This is a genomic window from Shewanella gaetbuli, assembly GCF_023284065.1.
GTDB classification, from domain to species: domain Bacteria; phylum Pseudomonadota; class Gammaproteobacteria; order Enterobacterales; family Shewanellaceae; genus Shewanella; species Shewanella gaetbuli.
In genome coordinates this window covers 13,409-31,358 of the sequence record NZ_JAKIKP010000006.1, presented here as the reverse complement: position 1 = coordinate 31,358, position 17,950 = coordinate 13,409, and the positions used below count along the sequence as shown (strand labels likewise).

Annotated in this window: 12 protein-coding genes and 1 tRNA gene; 8 read left to right on the top strand and 5 right to left on the bottom strand. The window is 39.0% G+C overall.

From position 1 onward, the window contains the following. Positions 1-86: 86 nt before the first annotated feature. Positions 87-1,115: a nucleoid-associated protein YejK gene (gene yejK / locus L2672_RS09520; RefSeq protein ID WP_248995617.1), complete on the bottom strand. Its 1,029-nt coding sequence runs from the start codon at positions 1,113-1,115 to the stop codon at positions 87-89. A gap of 154 nt (positions 1,116-1,269) precedes the next feature. Between yejK and L2672_RS09515 the strand changes: the two genes are divergently transcribed. The 3 genes from L2672_RS09515 to L2672_RS09505 all read left to right on the top strand — a co-directional run bounded on the left by L2672_RS09515 (position 1,270) and on the right by L2672_RS09505 (position 3,566). Beyond that, positions 1,270-1,482, top strand: a complete 213-nt coding sequence (locus tag L2672_RS09515; protein ID WP_248995616.1) for a YejL family protein — start codon at positions 1,270-1,272, stop codon at positions 1,480-1,482. Between the two features lie 51 nt (positions 1,483-1,533). Continuing rightward, on the top strand, positions 1,534-3,327 hold the full coding sequence (locus tag L2672_RS09510; protein WP_248995615.1) for a DUF3413 domain-containing protein: 1,794 nt from the start codon (positions 1,534-1,536) through the stop codon (positions 3,325-3,327). A 162-nt stretch (positions 3,328-3,489) separates the two neighbouring features. After that, positions 3,490-3,566: transfer RNA gene (locus L2672_RS09505), tRNA-Pro, on the top strand. 648 nt (positions 3,567-4,214) lie between these two features. Here L2672_RS09505 and L2672_RS09500 read toward each other — a convergent pair. Then, positions 4,215-6,854 carry a TonB-dependent receptor gene (locus L2672_RS09500; RefSeq protein WP_248995614.1) on the bottom strand — a complete coding sequence of 880 codons (2,640 nt, stop codon included), beginning with the start codon at positions 6,852-6,854 and terminating at the stop codon, positions 4,215-4,217. Between the two features lie 471 nt (positions 6,855-7,325). Between L2672_RS09500 and L2672_RS09495 the strand changes: the two genes are divergently transcribed. Continuing rightward, positions 7,326-8,882, top strand: a complete 1,557-nt coding sequence (locus tag L2672_RS09495; protein WP_248995613.1) for a sulfatase family protein — start codon at positions 7,326-7,328, stop codon at positions 8,880-8,882. A gap of 129 nt (positions 8,883-9,011) precedes the next feature. Here the strand turns inward: L2672_RS09495 and L2672_RS09490 are convergent, their stop codons facing one another. After that, positions 9,012-10,946: a B12-binding domain-containing radical SAM protein gene (locus tag L2672_RS09490; RefSeq protein ID WP_248995612.1), complete on the bottom strand. Its 1,935-nt coding sequence runs from the start codon at positions 10,944-10,946 to the stop codon at positions 9,012-9,014. A gap of 233 nt (positions 10,947-11,179) precedes the next feature. On the opposite strand from L2672_RS09490, the gene L2672_RS09485 reads away from it, so the two are divergent. Further along, on the top strand, positions 11,180-11,524 hold the full coding sequence (locus L2672_RS09485; protein WP_248995611.1) for a hypothetical protein: 345 nt from the start codon (positions 11,180-11,182) through the stop codon (positions 11,522-11,524). 78 nt (positions 11,525-11,602) lie between these two features. On the opposite strand, the gene msrQ is transcribed toward L2672_RS09485, so the two are convergent. Continuing rightward, a complete protein-coding gene (gene msrQ, locus L2672_RS09480; RefSeq protein ID WP_248995610.1) occupies positions 11,603-12,196 on the bottom strand; it encodes a protein-methionine-sulfoxide reductase heme-binding subunit MsrQ in 594 nt (197 codons plus the stop codon). Beyond that, complete coding sequence (gene msrP / locus L2672_RS09475; RefSeq protein ID WP_248995609.1) at positions 12,196-13,230, bottom strand: protein-methionine-sulfoxide reductase catalytic subunit MsrP; 1,035 nt, start codon at positions 13,228-13,230, stop codon at positions 12,196-12,198. The genes msrQ and msrP overlap by 1 nt, the downstream gene beginning before the upstream one ends. 218 nt (positions 13,231-13,448) lie before the next feature. On the opposite strand from msrP, the gene rmuC reads away from it, so the two are divergent. The 3 genes from rmuC to L2672_RS09460 all read left to right on the top strand — a co-directional run bounded on the left by rmuC (position 13,449) and on the right by L2672_RS09460 (position 17,946). Further along, complete coding sequence (gene rmuC, locus L2672_RS09470) at positions 13,449-14,933, top strand: DNA recombination protein RmuC (RefSeq protein ID WP_248995608.1); 1,485 nt, start codon at positions 13,449-13,451, stop codon at positions 14,931-14,933. Positions 14,934-15,073: 140 nt separating this feature from the next. After that, a complete protein-coding gene (locus L2672_RS09465) occupies positions 15,074-16,990 on the top strand; it encodes a transglycosylase SLT domain-containing protein (RefSeq protein WP_248995607.1) in 1,917 nt (638 codons plus the stop codon). 44 nt (positions 16,991-17,034) lie between these two features. Continuing rightward, positions 17,035-17,946, top strand: a complete 912-nt coding sequence (locus L2672_RS09460) for an AAA family ATPase (protein ID WP_248995606.1) — start codon at positions 17,035-17,037, stop codon at positions 17,944-17,946. Positions 17,947-17,950: the final 4 nt, after the last annotated feature.

Genomic DNA, 17,950 nt, shown 5'->3' with positions numbered 1-17,950 from the left:
TTGTTACATTTAACTTCATAAAAAAACGCCCTCAAGCAGACGTTTTTTTGAAATAGAACAAATAACAGCCAAAGAAAATTGCCGTATTACTCACCTTTTAATCGTCTATCTAATTGATCTTTCAAATTAGCAGGAACACCTTTAATTAAAATGGTATCCGAAATAGGATCATAAATGACTCGCTCTCCTAAATGACCACCATCAAAGCTTAATGTGACTCCGCCACCGGTACCTGAAAACTTCTTCAAACAGCGTAAACTGGCTTTATCTGCAGGAAACTCTTCATCAAGCTCATAACTGCCACCACAGGCAAAATCATAAAACGAGTCCATCCCTTGATCAGCCAGCTCATCAGCAAGATCTTTAACTTCAATGTCCGCACCCACATCGGCTCTTTCGGAACAATACTCAAAGACTTTATCTCGGCATTGTTGGCGCTCATCTTTGGTGAGTTCACTGCTGGCAACAAAATCTTCAACGGCATGGATTAACGTTTTATTTTGTGCCTTAGTGTTAACACCTTCAACACAGCCCATAAAATCGAGGAAAAAGTCAGCCACTTTACGTCCTGCTCGGCCTCGAATAAACGAAATATACTTTTTAGATGCGCTATCAGCTTGAAGTTCGGTTAAATCAATTCTTGCTGCTAACTGAATATTATTTAAATCTAGATGATTGTTTTGTGAAAGTTCCATATCATCTAACACGGTCATTGATGATTTTGCACTCAGCAGCGCAACAAACAAATAATCCGTTGCCATAGCTGAATAACAAGACATCAATAAAAAGCCACCTTGAGTGAAATCGTATTTAGCCAACTCACTTTGTAAAAGCTGGCTCGCCTTTACTGTAAAATCAACAAAACCTGACTCACCGTCACGATAAGCTTTTAATGCAGTCGCAAACTCTTCATTAGCTTCACCATCTTCATCTGGTACACCAAAGTAGCCAAAGCCTTTACCCGCTTTGCTTGAATAGGTTTGGTGTAACTCCTCTAGCATCGCTTCAACAGCTTGACTATTTAATAAGGGTTGAGGCCTTAATCGGCATGCCATTTGCCCTTGGCTGTCGAGTGAAATCTCATGAATAATGGCTTGTTCGATATTGATGGTCATAAATTCGCTAACCTTTAAATGACAGAGTTACAGTATAGATAGTCGAACATGATATAACGATTTAGCTATACAGGTATAGAAAACATGAGGCGAGTTTCAATGAAATCCGTTATCATATGCACAATTGTTAACTCTTTTAGATTCAAAAATTAATATGGCCATTCAATCAAAATACACTAATGCTCAAGTAGAAGCGCTTATCGCTGAATTATTAGCCGTGCTTAACAAACATCAATCACCTACCGACCTAAGCTTAATGGTTTTAGGCAATTGTGTGACTCACTTGCTAGAAAAAAAGGTTCCAGCGGAATCTCGTCAAGCGGTTGCAGAGCAATTTGCCAAAGCACTGACACAATCGGTTAAATAATACCGAAAGTTTTTCAACGTTAGCTTAAACAATTAAGGGGCCAAATATTCAATGATCGAGCGTAGAAAACAAATGGCACGAGACAAAGTCTCTCGCCTTGTGAATTGGGGGCATTGGTTTGCCTTCTTCAATGGCATGCTCGCTATGATTATTGGCTCCAGATACATTAGCAGTATTGGTCAACCCGATTCTTTCATTAGTTGGGGATACCTTATCCTCAGCACTATTGGCCATTTTACTTTTCTGGCGTTTATTACTTACGTTGTTTTTATCTTTCCTGTCACATTACTGCTGCCTTATTCGAAAATATTACGCGGTTATTCAGCTTTTGTAGCATCAATAGCGCTATACATTTTACTTTATGACACGGTTATTTACGATGACTATGGCATACATTTAAGTCCTTTCGCTTTTGACTTAGCCTGGCAAGATTTAAACGCTTTATTACACAGTACATCCTATATTATCACCCCTGTTGCCATTGTATTCATTGAGCTTATTGCGGCCAATTTTTTGTGGAAAAGAATTGAGAAAATTCAGAAGAAACAATGGGGTTATAAAGTGGTAATGTTTGTCGGCACTTGTTTTGTCAGCAGTCATTTAATTCATATTTGGGCCGACGCTGCTGACGTCACTGACATCACCCGTTTTGACGATGCTTATCCGGTGTCCTACCCTGCAACAGCTAAAACCTTTATGGAAAGTCATGGCGTTGATAGTTCAACGGTTGTTAGTGATATACCGCCACATTCAAGTTCTAATTTAAGTTACCCATTAGCGGCATTACAATGCCAACCTGAAACATCCCCTAATGTACTAATAGTCACTATTGACGGCTTACGAGCTGACATGGTGGATGAAAACACCATGCCATACCTTAACCAATATGGACAAAAAGCATTAAACTTTAAACAGCATTATACTGGCGCAACTCAGTTTAGTAGCAGCATGTTTACCATAATGTATGGTTTACAAGGTAATTACAGCGACAAAAAAGATTTTGAACATATTCAGCCAGTACTTAACACTGAACTAGAAAAACAGCATTATAACTTAGCGCTATTTACGTCTAGAACGCCAGCAGAACTCAGCCTTTCTGGGGCAACATTTAACGGTTTTAAAGTTAATATTAGTGAACATAATGAGGGACGTGCAGCTGCAGACCAGACAAATATTGCGCACTTCCAGCAATGGCAACAGTCTCAAAACCAACCATGGTTTAGTATCGTCAATTTATCTGCACCACAAGATTATGACACGCCCGTCGGTTTTTTGGGTATAGAAACGGTCAAGCCCCCAATGGACTTAAAACCGGCTGAAAAAGTATTATTTAACCAATACCGCCAGTCATTACACTTTATTGATCAACAGTTGAGTCAATTATTTCCAACCATTGACGACCAAACTCTGTTAATTATTACAGGCACTTATGGTCAAGTATTTACCAGTAATATTGATGATGCCAGACGCGACTTATCACCAGCAAACGTTAAAGTGCCCTTAATCATATCTTGGCCTCAACAGGTTCAATCAAAGGTTATTAATTATCGTACTAGCCACTATGGTATTGCACCTACATTACTGAGTCGAGTGCTAGGGTGCACGACCCCAAGTGAGCAATACAGTTCAGGCAGAAGTTTACTTGAGCCCAATAGTGAACCTTGGATATATATTGGTAACAGTCGTGAATTTGCCATTTATCAAGAAAATGAAATTACCGTACTCGGCCGCTACGGAAAATATCGCATTTACGATAAAGAATATAAAACGAGGCTAAAGAAAAAAATGAGTGCGCCAGAGTTAATTCAAGTCATGCGTGAAGGTCGCCGACTGTACCATAATTAACTATCGTCACATTTGATTCATTATAATTGTTAGTTTTTTGAGCATTATCTAATCAGTCAATAAATGCTGATTAACGAAGTACTTGCGCACCGCCCTAGCAATTGCTAAAGTGCTTTCTCGCTCAGCAATCACCTCATTTTTATTGTGAAGCGATTTAAAACTCGGTATGTAGCGCAGCCCGGTAGCGCACTGTCATGGGGTGTCAGGGGTCGGAGGTTCGAATCCTCTCATACCGACCAAATTAAAATCAAAAAAGCCTGTAATCATTCAATGATTACAGGCTTTTTTGTTAATTCATCTGCACTAATTGTATTAATCGCTAAATACTTTTCTATCCTGACTAGCGGATTAGTTAATTCTCACACCTAAACCTAATGATATTAGCGCACCTACCAACATCGTTATCACCACAGATAACATAGAGCCTATTAATACCAATCGTGATACATAATTGCTCACCCTAGCTTGTTAAAATACTCGATAACAGCGTTAGATTTTTTAATTGTAGAATAACTACTTATCGAAAAAATCTGCCTTGCTCTCAAGTATTTTTCCTACGCTAAAAACATAAGTTTAGCCAAAAAAAGCTAACAAAAAATAGAAAGTCTTACACAAAAAATCGCGATTTAATTTAGAATAGTTCCATTTAAAATAGTACTGCGGTTTAAAGGATCGTTCGATGTAAACACATCAAACCTTTCGAACTTTAACAAGCAAGATGAGAGTTAGAACCAAGAAGTAGTGCTGTTTACAAAACCATGCTAACTAACATAGCAAACGACAAGTAAACTTATTTAACGAGAAATCCTAACCCACTTTAACTTTTAGTGCTTAAAAAAACATACTAGAAATAAAGTAAGCTAGAATTTAGTTTGTTCTAGAAAATATTAATATTTATAAGTAAATCCTGCCAAAACCTGCCTTTCAGTTGCTATCCAATGATACGGGTCTTGAGAGTCACCAGCACGGAACTCGTGATGCTCTCTACGTAACAAGTTAAGTGCATCTAAACTAATGCGGAAGTTATCATTTATTGTATAAGAGAGTGATGCATCAAGTTGGCCGAATCCCTCTTGCTCAACCTCAGTACTCACTAAAAAGTCTGAACGGTAATTATAAGATAAGCGACCAGAGAAAAAATCATTTTCATATATGGCTACTAAGTTATAACTATTGTCTGATAAGCCTTCTAAAGAAATATTAGGCAGTTCAGGGTTCGGAGACGGTACATCAGAATCAACATAGGTATAGTTTGCTTGAACACCTAAACCATCAAAAGGACTCGGTAAAAAGTCAAAAAATTGTTGATAAGACAACTCAACCCCTTGAACTTTACCTGATTCGCCATTACTTTTGCGTAAAATAACAAAATCTGTCCCACTTATATTTTCAACATTTTCAGTTGTTTGTAAAAACCCATCAACATTTTTATAAAAAATCGCTGATGACAACAAACCACCTTGGCCGAAGTAATATTCTAGCGATAAATCTAAACTATCTGCAGTAAACGGTTCTAAATCTGGGTTACCACCTGTGCCACGGCCTTGCTCATAGTTTAAGTTGAGCGAAGGTGCCATATCACCAAAATGCGGCCTTGCTATAGTGCTTGACCCCGCAAGTCTTAACATTAGCTCGTCAGTTAACTCAAAGTTTATATTAAAGGATGGCAAAACTTCATCATAATCTTTACTACTATTCGTTGTTTCATAAATATCGCTACCACTACTGTCTTGATTACCCGTATTAAAAAAGTAATCCGCTAATGTATCTGCTCGCACATATCTTAGGCCAAAGTTACCACTAACAAAAATACCACCAAATTCATCATTAAAATTGGCTTTTAAATAAATCGCACTCGTTTCTTCACTATAGTCAAAATAATCTCTAGGATTCTCTATTTCAGATTGCAAACCAATGCCATATTGACTACGAATTTGTGAATCTTTTGACAATAAATACTTTGGATTGATAGCGAGATAATTATTGGGGAAGTTTCCACCATTATAATTATCCATAAAGTTATTCCAGACACTAGGTTCAACTAAATTAAGAGGGTCATCACTACCGTATGTATTACCCGAAGCATCAAAAACATGGTTATTTTGAATATTCTTAAGTGTATTCAAACGAGCGTAACGCACTCCGGTTTCAATTGATGTAAAAAAGCTATCATCAATAAAAAAGTCGGCATCAAACTTTATTGCAGATTCATCAGCGGTTAACTGACGACTTTCATGTCGCCACTGTACTTGGTTAAAGTTATTTGCATTGGTGTAATCGAAACTTTTAAAATCAACTGAAGGAGGTTGACTCGGTGAACCAGCATTACTCACAACGACAGGTAAGGCATTCCAATTATCTCTAATTCTTGAATTTCGAAATGCGGTATCGTTATCAGTGTCGACATAACTTATTTCACCACTTAAAGCCCAAGAGTCATTTACATTTTCAAAACCTATTGCGGCATCATAGGTTGTGGTGTATCGATCATCAATCATACTTAAAACATCAAAATTCATATCACTAAGGTCGACGCTTTTAGGATATCGATTGCCACCGTTAACATTGCTAAAATCAGCGTCGGTTACATTTTTACCATCAAATCCCCATACAAACTCTTGCCTATATTGGGTTGTTGAATAATCTGTGTAGCCTGCATCAAAATAAAAAGAAGTATTTTTGCTTGCTTCAAAATCAACACCTACAGAATAAACGGTTCTTTCTCGATCTCCCCATGCTGGCGATGCATTGATAGATGCAGACGCAATGGTATCAGCAGGAGCTGTACCACTAGGGAAAGTCCCTGCAATACTTGTAGGTTTTGAATTTCGAACTAAATCTTCTCTAAAAGCTCTTTCTAAATATGAAAAACCAAAAATGACCCCAATCCTTTGGTCATTATCTAAATCCCAATTATTACCGGTTACAATTGAGCCTCGTGGCGACCAGTCTTGTGCTAAATCTCCATAGTGACCTTTTACACTACCGACTAATGTAAAACCATCTAAGCTAAGTGAATTGGTTCTTTCAATATCGACAACACCACCAATTCCTCCTTCAAGTAAATCAGCTGAAATAGACTTATATACCTTAACTGAACCCACTAACTCAGCCGGAATATCTTCGAAACTTGCAAAGCGATTAATGCTTAAATCTGATGCTCCCCCAAAATAATTACGGCCATTTAACAGAGTTGCCACCTCATCTAATCCACGAATTGCAATGCCTGATGCTTCGCCGCGAGAGCGTGAGATTTGTATTCCAGATATCCGTTGTAATGACTCTGCCACATTCAAATCAGGAAATTTACCAATATCTTCAGCTGTAATGCTGTCTGAAATTTCTTGAGAACTTCTTTTTTGATCCACTGAATTAATCGTACTGGTTCTAATACCCAGTACAGCAATTTTTTCTATTGGCTCTTCTATATTAGTGTTATTAACTTGCTCATTGGCCAAAGCAATTTTTGGCCCTATTAACGCTGTCACCGCTGAAGCGATTATAGTCAACTTTTTTAAAGTAAACATTTGCTTCTCCCCATAATTAAAATAATTATTATTAATAAATAAATAAATAATGTGTAAGCATAATCAAATAGTTCATAACCAATCATTAAAAACAATGATGACAGGTTATCTAAGAACAACATTTGAAAACACCCAAGAACAACATTTGAAAAATTGCGAAATATTTATTTCAAAACATTTATTTAAAAAATATCCCACATCTTAATATTTATCATATGAAAAAACCTGCAACAATATCAAAAATGAAAACGTTTACCTGACAATAACAACGTACTATTAGAAAAAATAAAATCTAAACAATCAATCTATTATCATTATCAAAAAATAGAACTGATAAATAATTGAACCTACCATTACTTTGATGTAGCTTAATTAAAAACACCAAAAAATTTAAATACCCAGCAGATTAAAAACCTTGTTTATTGGACTTTTAACTTTTCATATTTAATTTAAAACACAATTACTAAAGGAATGAAAATGTTTAAAAAAACATCCCTAACTATCTTATTAACAACGTTTTGTTTTTCTGCTTGCAGTGAAACAAAGCATTTAGAAAAAACAGCCACAAATAATAAAAGTCCCAACATCGTTATTTTCTATGTTGATGATTTAGGCTACGGCGATTTAAGCTCATATGGCGCTACCTCAGTTAGCACTCCAAACATCGACAAATTAGCCAATAAAGGTATTAAATTTACCGATGCTCATAGTCCAGCAGCCACCTGTACCCCTTCACGCTACTCATTATTAACTGGCAAGTATGCATTTAGAAATAAAGCTGCAATATTACCAGGGGATGCTCCGCTGATTATTGATCCTAATATTGAGACGTTGCCTAAAATGCTCAAAAAGGCCAGTTATACAACAGGTGTTGTAGGCAAATGGCATTTAGGCCTTGGCAATGGAGATGTGAACTGGAATGGACAAGTAAAACCTGGACCACTGGAAATAGGATTTGATTATAGTTTTTTGATTCCTGCTACAGGCGATAGAGTCCCCACCGTCTATCTTGAAAATCATCAGATAGTGAATTTAGACCCCAATGACCCTATTGCGATTAGTTATGCCGAAAACATTAGCGATAGACCCATTGGAACTGAAAACCCGCAATTATTAAAGCAGCAAGCTGATACTCAACATAGTGCAACAATAATCAACGGTATCAGCCGAATCGGTTGGATGTCTGGTGGTAAATCTGCCGAGTGGGTAGATGAGGAGTTTCCGGACGTATTAACTGGTAAGGCCATTGATTTTATTCAAGAAAACAAACACTCTCCCTTTTTATTATATTTTCCGTTTCATGATATTCACGTTCCTAGAATCCCGAACCCAAGATTTGTGGGGCAAACAGAAATGGGCCCAAGAGGTGATGCAATTGTGCAAATGGATTGGATGACGGGAAAAATCCTGAACTTTCTTGAAGCTAATGGTTTAATGGAAAACACATTAGTCATTTTTTCTAGTGACAATGGGCCCGTTTTAGATGATGGCTATGAAGATAAGGCTGTTGAGCTTGTAGGCAACCATAAGCCTGCAGGCCCTTATTCAGGAGGAAAATACAGTGCCTTAGAAGGTGGTACACGTGTTCCAATGATTACTTATCTAAAAAACAGAACCAAACAAGGGGTAAGTAATGCCATGATGACCCATATTGACCTTTATGCCTCATTAGCGGCTTTAGCAGGAGTAGAATTGGCCGATGCAGAAGCCGTTGACAGTGATAATGTATTAGATGCACTTTTAGACCCCAATGCTGAAGGACGAACCGAAATGTTAGAAGAGTCTTTCACATTATCGTTACGTCAAAAGCAATGGAAATACATTGCACCAGCTAAAAATAGCACACCTAATTGGTTAGCAAATAAAGATGTGCGGACTGGGTTACAAACCAAGGGGCAACTATATAATTTAGCCGACGATACAGGCGAAATGAACAACCTTGCACAACGTTATCCTGAACGCTTAGCGGCTATGGAAAAACGCATGCAAGAAATTATCAATCAAGGTCATGATTTTTCAGCAAACTAATAATCGAAATATGTCATTAAATTGATTCAATTATATAAGTTTAAAAGAAACCTAAAATAACACTAAGGTCTGTTGATGTTTGCTGCAAAAACAAGCATGCAAGATCAACAGCCCTATGCCTTGCCCTGCTTATTCATCATTACTCATAATCAATTGACTAACAGCGTTAGAAATAAGGTTTTTCTTCACCGACGTTTTTGCCACTGATTGCTCAAACCAGAAACTCATAGGCTGCTCAAAACCGATACCATGCATGTAATTATAAATAGCTTTACGAAGCCCCTCACCTAACATTTCGTGGTCGGTGCCTGTTGGGTCGGTAAAATCAACATCATTTTCTGCAAACGTGATATTAGGGCGTTCAGCAAGCGTAATCCCAAACTGTTCTGGATTCATCCCAATCGGGCTATGAACCGTTGCCACAAAGCGGTGCCAATAAGCAGATTGAAAGCAGCCTTGCTGCATCATTTGACGCACCATTTCTAAAGAATCCACGGTTTCTTGCTCAGTTTGAGTCGGAAAGCCATACATCAAATAAGCGTGTACAAGAATGCCGGCATCACTAAAGGCTTTTGTAACCTGCGCAACACGCTCAACACTAACGCCTTTTTTCATTAGTTTTAATAGTCTATCGGATGCCACTTCAAGCCCGCCACTAACTGCAATACAGCCAGAGTCTGCTAATAATTGGCAACGAGCTGGGCTAAAGGTTCTTTCAAAGCGAATGTTGCCCCACCAGCTAATGACCACACCGCGTTCAATTAAGCACTTTGCTAACGTAAACAATAACTTTGGCGGTAATGCTTCATCAACAAAGTGAAAACCACTCTGGCCGGTTTCTTCAATTAACTGTTCAATCCTATCCACTAAGGCATCAGCACTGGCTGAATCAAAACGATCAATATAATCTAAGCTGACATCGCAAAAGCTACACTTACGCCAATAACAACCGTGGGCAATGGTCAATTTGTTCCAACGGCCATCACTCCAAATACGGTGCATAGGATTAAGCATTTCACACAGAGATAAATATTCAGTTAATGGCAAGCCATCATAAATTGGCGCGCCAACGTCTGATTGAGGGATATCCCCAAGCTCTTGGTTTTCATTTAAATGTACATATAACTGCCCTTGCTCATCTTGGGCAAGAAAATAAGTTCTCACTAAATCGTCTATTTCCCTTTCACCGGCAAAATATTCCAGTAAAGTGAGTAATGGACGTTCGCCATCATCAAGACAAATAAAATCAACAAATTCAAACACTCTAGGGTCTTTTAATGCACGCAACTCGGTATTAATAAATCCACCGCCCATGACAATGGGGATATTGGGATTAATTGACTTACAGGTTTGCGCAATACGCAATGCACCTAACATGTTGCCCGGAAAAGGCACGGTTAACGCCACTACATTAGGCTGTGTTTCTTCTAGATAATGCTCGACAAGTTGCGACAGAATATCTGAGCTAAAACTTGGCTCATCCATTAAGGTGTTATATAAATCATCAAAGCTTGGGTTCGCTGCGGCTAACTTCTCTCCATAACGACTGACTTCAAAATAAGGGTCTACGCCTTGAGTGATAACTGCCGATAAATCGTTGATAAACAGGGTCGCTAAATACTTTGCTTTATCTTGCACACCTAGGTTACCAAAAGCGGCCTGTAACACATCACCCGATACGGCCTCCATTTGTGCAATAGCATCAAATGCAGGGCCTTCAGGTAAAAAACGACGTGAATTAATACGTAAAGCTAAACTTGGGTCTTTATCTTGTAAAAAGCGAATAGCGCTTTCAACCGTCAATTGGTAACGGTCGAACTCGGCTAAAAAATGATAAATAACCTCTGGTAATTCATCATCTTCAAAATGTTCATAGTTTTGCTCTACATGCTGACGAATCACCTCTAAGGCAGGCGCGGTCATCATTTCAAGAAATAGCTCAATTGCAGGATCCCGCTGAACAGCCTCATACCCTTGAGAACGTAAAAATCCCGTTAGATACGCAGTAGCCGGGTAAGGCGTATTCAATTGGGTCATAGGTGGAATCATTAAAAGAACTGTCATAGCCTGCCTTTACATAATAAAAACTGAATAATTAGTCTTAACATCCTTATTCAGCATGGCAGCTTACATAGATGCCAGAAAATTGCAGCGATTCTAACAAAGCAGCCATAGGTGTTCTACTGAAATAATCCTAGCAACAAGTTCAAATAGTTAAACTGAATTGTGTGAACAATCAGACAAAATACTTGTTTCAACCCGCGTAAAATAGGCAAAAACATTTTTAGGAGTTAACCATGTGGTGGCGATTCATTATTATCACCTTAGCTTATTTACTGATAGGTGCGCACTTTTTACGCTTTAACCATATTGAATTAGCAGCGATTAGCGCTTTATTACCCGTGATGCTATTGTTCAAAAAGCCCATTATTAACCGATTTTTACAAGCAGGATTACTAATAGGCAGTATTGTTGTTTGGGGAGTGTCGACCATTGAGTTAATTACCATGCGTATAAGTATGGATGCACCATGGATAAGACTAGCTTGTATTATGGGGGCCGTTATTGCATTCACTCTATTTGCAGCCTATTTATGCTCACAGTTAAAAAATCAATATAGAGGACTAAGGCTGTACCATTAGCCTAAAACCTAAAAGCCTAGTTGAATTAACTAGGCTTTTATTTAGATTTTCGCAAGAGGTCTTAGTTTTGCTAACTTATTAATGTTGCTTAAGAAATTTAGCTTTTCTGAGGTATAACAGACCGCAACATATCAATATATAAATACTGGGTTCGATAATTTCAGATTTCACTGACCAATAAAAATGTATCGGCGCTAATAACGCGGCTAAATAAACCCAATTATGTAATTTTTGCCAACTACGGCCCATTTTCTTTTTTAACCTGTTAAACGATGTCACCGCCAGCAATAACAATATGATGTAAGTCAACGCCCCAACAAGAATATAAGGCCGTTTGACGACTTCTTCTAATAAAAATCCCCATGCAAATAGCAAATCTAAGCTGACAAAAGCAAAAATGTGCAAACTGGCATAAACAAATACATATAACCCAATCATTCGCCGAGTTTGCATTAAAAAACCAAGTTTTAGGCGCTTAGCAAGAGGCGATATTACTAATGTAACCACAAGAGCATTAAGCGCTCCCATCCCCGTGTAGTGAATAATATACTGCACTGGGTCACCACCGGCATTATCGGTTAACACCTTCGCGGCTAAAAAAGCAATTGGCGTTAAAAACATTAAGTGCATCAGCACCTTAAACCACCACACACCTCGGGGAGTTAAACGCATTAATAAAATTTCCTCAAATCAAGGTTCTTATATAGGTCTGCCACATAATCCCCATAGCCGTTAAACATTTCAGTTGGAATACGTTTAGCTGAAAACAGCCCTCCTTCACCAATGCTGCGTTCAGAGGCTTGCGACCATCTAGGGTGATCTACTTGCGGATTTACATTGGCATAAAAACCATACTCATGAGGCGCTAATTGATTCCAGCTCGTAGGAGGCTGCTTATCCATTACTCGAATTTTCACAATTGACTTAATACTTTTAAAGCCATATTTCCACGGTACAACCAGTCGTATGGGTGCGCCATTTTGTGGTGGAAGTGTTTTACCGTATAACCCCACCGCCATAAAAGAAAGCGGATTCATTGCTTCAGCAATCGTTAATCCCTCAACATATGGATAGTGGATACCCCCACCCATTAAACGACTTTTTTGCCCCGGCATTTGGTCTGGATCAAATAAAGTTTCAAACGCAACATGGGTGGCTGATGATTTAACCCCGGCCTCTTTTAATAAGCTAGCGAGTGAAAAGCCCACCCACGGGATCACCATAGACCATGCCTCAACACAACGTAAGCGGTAAGTGCGTTCTTCTAAAGCAAAGCGCTTATAAAGGGCGTCATAATCTAGTTTGATAGGCTTATCAACTAACCCTTCTATGGTTAATGACCAGGGCTCAGTTTGAAAACTTTGTGCATTCTCAAAAGGGTCTTGTTTACTGGTGCCGAATTCATAAAAGTTATTATGCCTAGTGACTTTGTCTTCTGGCGTTAACGCTTGCGATAATTGAAAGTTACTGTTGCGCTGAAAGGCTAATTCACTCGATTGAAATACATTTTTTGGGGTTTCCTCACCAAATAAATCAAATAAGCCCGCTTGAACATATCCGGGAATACTGGCACCAAGCGCCCCTAAACCTAAGGCTTTAACAATACTTCGACGCTCTTTAAACACCGTTTCAGGTGTCACCTCATTATCAGGTAAATCCCATAATTTTTGGCGTTTAACCCCTTTAGTAAAAGTGTTTTTACTCACCTGATATCCCCTTATTTTTATGTCACAAGTCCTCTATAAGACACAGATATACGCACAAAAATTTCATTATGATTCAAAAATAGCCTGATAAATTAAAAATAATTAAATTCGCCCGCTAAACACTTGCAGGCATATCACCGGCATGCGACCCTAATTATGCTCACAGATAACAATCGAGCTAATCATTTAATTTGTGCTCTATTACAAAAGGTTATGTTATGCCGTTCACCATTGATTTCACCCCTCCCCAAATTGCTGCCATGATAGCCATTGCCTTGTTAAGCATTCTTATTGGCGCTTTATTAAATCAAAGGCTGACACGCCAACGATGGGAACAATTAAAACAACAATATGAGCATACCGCCGAGCAAACCATAGCTGAATTGCACAATAAACTAAATCAACTACAAGATAGCCTAGACGATAAAACAGACAGCTTTAATCATCTACAAACTAAACTAGAAACTTACATAGGTGAACTTGCCAGAGCCCAGTCACACGTTGAGCGAATTCCCATCTTAGAGCAACAATTAGCTGACTCTCAACGCAAAGTATTAGAGTCGCAATTGAATTTATCCAAATCTAACGCGATGCAGCAAACTATCATGGCCAAATGTGAGGCTGAAAATAATGCCCTTCAAGATAAAGTCACTTTGTTAGAAACCGCAGAAGAAAGGCTTAAAATCCAATTTGAAAATTTAGCCAACAAAATTTTTGAAGAAAAATCAGCCAGCTTTAAACAACAAAACGTCACCCAAATGGATGGCGTATTAGGCCCACTAAAGCAACAGTTAGACGGTTTTAGAAAACAGATTCAAGAATCATACAATCATGAACAGTCTGAGCGAAGCGCCCTGAAACACCAATTAGACCATTTGCGCGACCTCAACTTAAAAATGAGTCAAGATGCCATTAACCTCACCAAGGCACTTAAAGGTGACAATAAACAACAGGGAAATTGGGGTGAAGTGATACTTGAGCGGGTATTACAAGAAAGTGGTTTACGAGAAGGCCATGAATACGACACCCAACAAGATTTAAAAAATGACGAGGGTAAGCGTTTTAAACCAGATGTAATTGTACATTTACCAGAAGATAAAGATGTCGTTATTGATGCAAAAATGTCACTTGTGGCATACGAAAGATACTTCAACAGTGAAGATAAAGATGTGCAAGAGCAAGCATTAAAAGAACATGCCTTGTCAATTCGCCAACATATCAAGGGCCTCAGTCAAAAGGACTATCATAGGTTGCATGGCCTAAAAAGCTTAGATTATGTGCTAATGTTTATACCTGTTGAACCTGCATTTTTACTCGCGATTGAGTATGACCCAAGTTTAATTAATTTTGCTTTAGAGCAAAATATCATGTTGGTTAGCCCGACTAATTTATTGGTGGCACTGCGCACCATTAATAACATTTGGCGCTACGAGTATCAAAATCAACACGCGCAATCAATTGCCAAGCAGGCGGCTAAAATTCACGACAAATTATGCGCCTACGTCGATGATATGGAAAAATTAGGTCGCGCTATCGACACAGCTGATAAAGCCTATCAACAAGCGATGGGTAAATTGTCGTCAGGCAAAGGTAATTTAATTAGACAAGCACACCAATTACAGCGCTTAGGTGTCGACACTAACAAACAGATAAGTAAACCAATATTAAACCAAGCTTTAGATGAATCACTTGACGCACAGTAATAGGAACCTGCATATTTAATATCCACTTAATACTGCTAGGGTAATACTGAAGTAAGGTTTACATTAACTAACAAGCTTTATCGCACATGACGTTCTGAGCGGAGACTCTTATTAAAATGCGTACATCACAGCTTACAAACATGTTAAAAAATGGATTTATAACTGGGGTTAAAGCCAGTGTGTTATTAGTCATGTTTATGAGTGTCTCCCACGCCTATACCACTCAACAGCAGCAATATTTGGATGCCAAAAAGGCACTGGATAAAAAGCAAATAACTCAATACCAAAAATTACGCAAACAACTAGACGATTATCCGTTAACTATCTATTTAGACTATCACGCCAACATCAACGACATCATAAACTTACCTGGTGATAAAGCCCACACAGAAATAGAGAAGTTTAACCAAACCCCATTATACAACTCATTACGCTTTCGTTATTTAATGAACGCAGGCCAACAACAACATTGGCAAGACTTTTTAACCATATCGCCCGACACGCCAAAAGACGTGCGGCTGCAATGTTTTCACTTAAGTGCTTTACTGGATACTGGCAAAAAAGAACAAGCTTTTAAAGGTACGGAGCAAATATGGTTACACGGTTATTCTCGTCCCAAAGAATGTGACTCTATATTGTCGAAATGGGCCAATGCTGGGCACCGAACCCAACCGCTCATTTGGAGCCGCATGCTGTTGAGCTTTAATGCAAGACAGTCAAGCCTGCTTAATTACCTTAGCACTAAGGTGACTTCACACCGCAAAGAAGCAGAAATCTTGTTGCAGGTGTATAAAGATCCCAACAGATTGAGACACACTAAGCGCTTTATGGGCTCACAGCCTATAATGGCTGACATTGTTGACGCTGGCCTTAGAAAGCTCGCCAGAAAAGACTTAAAGCAAGCCGTCAAACTTTATGTCAAATATCAAAAAGCAGATCGTTTCAGCGATTTTAAAGGGCGCCAGCTCAATCGTTATTTAGTCAGACGAGCACTAATAGCACAAGAAGATGGTTTAAAAAGCCATGTAGACAACATGCTACCTTTACTTGATTCAGACGATTTATATGAAATGCGTATGCGCTGGGCGATTCGCCAGCAAGATTTCGATACCGTAAAAAACTATCTTGAACGGCTAAGCGACAAAGGTAAAAACCATTCTCGTTGGCAATATTGGTCTTCTCGTATCCTCGAAAATAACGCTCCAGAGTCAGCTAAGTCGGTACTGAGTACATTGGCAGGCAAACGAGATTTTTATGGTTTTAATGCCGCTGAAGCGCTAAGTCAATCGATTGCATTAAACAACGCCAATTTAGTCTCAAACACGGATTTACGTAAAAAACTATTTGATGACCCCGCAATGGCTAGAGTGGTTGAACTTAGAGCAATCAACAAAACCATTGACGCCCGCGCTGAGTGGGTTCAAATGATGCGACGCCATGATAATGCAATGACCGCCGAATATGGCCTATACGCCCTTGAGCAAGATTGGTTTGACTTAAGTGTAGAATCAAGCATTCAAGGTAAACAATGGGATGCGCTTAATTTACGTTTTCCTGCAGCAGCAAATGAGCAATTTGTTAAAGCCAGTAAAAAATATCAAGTTAACATTAATGAAATAAGGTCAATTGCCCGTCGTGAAAGTGCCTTTAATTATTATGCTACTTCAGGTGTGGGGGCTCGTGGGCTAATGCAGTTGATGCCTGCTACTGCTAAGCAAACCGCTAGAAAAAACAACATCCGTTACTCGAACGTAAAAGACTTATACAACCCGAGCACTAATGTCATGTTAGGCAGCGCGTATTATGCAGAGTTATTGCGCCAATTTGATAATAATCGCGTACTGGCTACTGCGGCTTACAATGCTGGCCCCAGTAACGTAAAACGCTGGTTAAAAGTATCTGACGGAAAACTAGACGTGATGAGTTTTATTGAATCGATACCCTTCACCGAAACCCGTGAGTACGTTCAAGCCGTGTTTAGTTACCGTATGATATTTGAACACCCTAAAAAAGACGCCAGTATGTTTTCCGAACTAGAATTAAATTATCACTACTAGTGAATCTATTAAAAACAATACAATAAAAACAACAAGGAAGAACTGTGTCAGATAACGCCATTGCAAAATTAATTGCACAACTCGAAACCGTATTATTGGGTAAGCCTCAACAAATTAAACTTGCTGTCGCGTGTATTTTGGCGAAAGGTCACTTGTTGATAGAAGATTTACCCGGTATGGGCAAAACTAGCCTATCTCATGCACTGGCAACCGGCCTAGGGATGAGCTATCAACGCATTCAATTTACCAGCGATATGTTACCAGCCGATATTTTAGGGGTAAGCATATTCGATAAAAACTTACAGCAGTTTGAGTTTCACAAAGGCCCCGTGTTCAACCAAATGTTGCTGGCCGATGAAATTAACCGAGCCAGCCCTAAAACCCAAAGCGCTTTGCTAGAGGCTATGGCCGAACAACAAATTACTCAAGATGGTTCAACCTACGCTTTACCAAATCCATTTTTTGTTATCGCCACCCAGAATCCGCAAGATCAATCAGGGACTTTTCCGCTACCCGAGTCGCAACTTGACCGTTTTATGATGAGAATATCAATTGGTTATCCCAGTGCCGAAGCTGAAATGACAATGCTTAAACAGCAACAGCATGGCCAATATCAAACTCAACTGGCACAATGTTTATCACCACAAGAGTTAACCACCTTACAACAGCAGGTTGCGCAAATTTCAGCCTCTGACGCAGTATTAAAATACTTAATTGCTTTAGTGGAGTTTTCACGAGAACAAAACCAAGCCAACGGCCTGTCACCTCGCGCTAGCCTAGCATTATTACAAGCCGCCAAAGCGTGGGCATTTATCGAACAACGCAATTATGTGGTTCCTGAAGATATTCAAGCAGTATTCCACTCGGTTGCTGAGCACCGAATAAGCAGTCATGGGCTGTTTCAAGGTAAAGCGTTATCAGACACCATTATCGCTAGCGTTAACCCCATTCGATAACGGT

Excerpts from the sequence above, each read along its gene's own strand:
- yejK (WP_248995617.1), bottom strand. The coding sequence starts at position 1,115 with ATGACCATCAATATCGAACAAGCCATTATTCATGAGATTTCACTCGAC.
- L2672_RS09515 (WP_248995616.1), top strand. The coding sequence starts at position 1,270 with ATGGCCATTCAATCAAAATACACTAATGCTCAAGTAGAAGCGCTTATC.
- L2672_RS09510 (WP_248995615.1), top strand. The coding sequence starts at position 1,534 with ATGATCGAGCGTAGAAAACAAATGGCACGAGACAAAGTCTCTCGCCTT.
- L2672_RS09500 (WP_248995614.1), bottom strand. The coding sequence starts at position 6,854 with ATGTTTACTTTAAAAAAGTTGACTATAATCGCTTCAGCGGTGACAGCG.
- L2672_RS09495 (WP_248995613.1), top strand. The coding sequence starts at position 7,326 with ATGAAAATGTTTAAAAAAACATCCCTAACTATCTTATTAACAACGTTT.
- L2672_RS09490 (WP_248995612.1), bottom strand. The coding sequence starts at position 10,946 with ATGACAGTTCTTTTAATGATTCCACCTATGACCCAATTGAATACGCCT.
- L2672_RS09485 (WP_248995611.1), top strand. The coding sequence starts at position 11,180 with ATGTGGTGGCGATTCATTATTATCACCTTAGCTTATTTACTGATAGGT.
- msrQ (WP_248995610.1), bottom strand. The coding sequence starts at position 12,196 with ATGCGTTTAACTCCCCGAGGTGTGTGGTGGTTTAAGGTGCTGATGCAC.
- rmuC (WP_248995608.1), top strand. The coding sequence starts at position 13,449 with ATGCCGTTCACCATTGATTTCACCCCTCCCCAAATTGCTGCCATGATA.
- L2672_RS09465 (WP_248995607.1), top strand. The coding sequence starts at position 15,074 with ATGTTAAAAAATGGATTTATAACTGGGGTTAAAGCCAGTGTGTTATTA.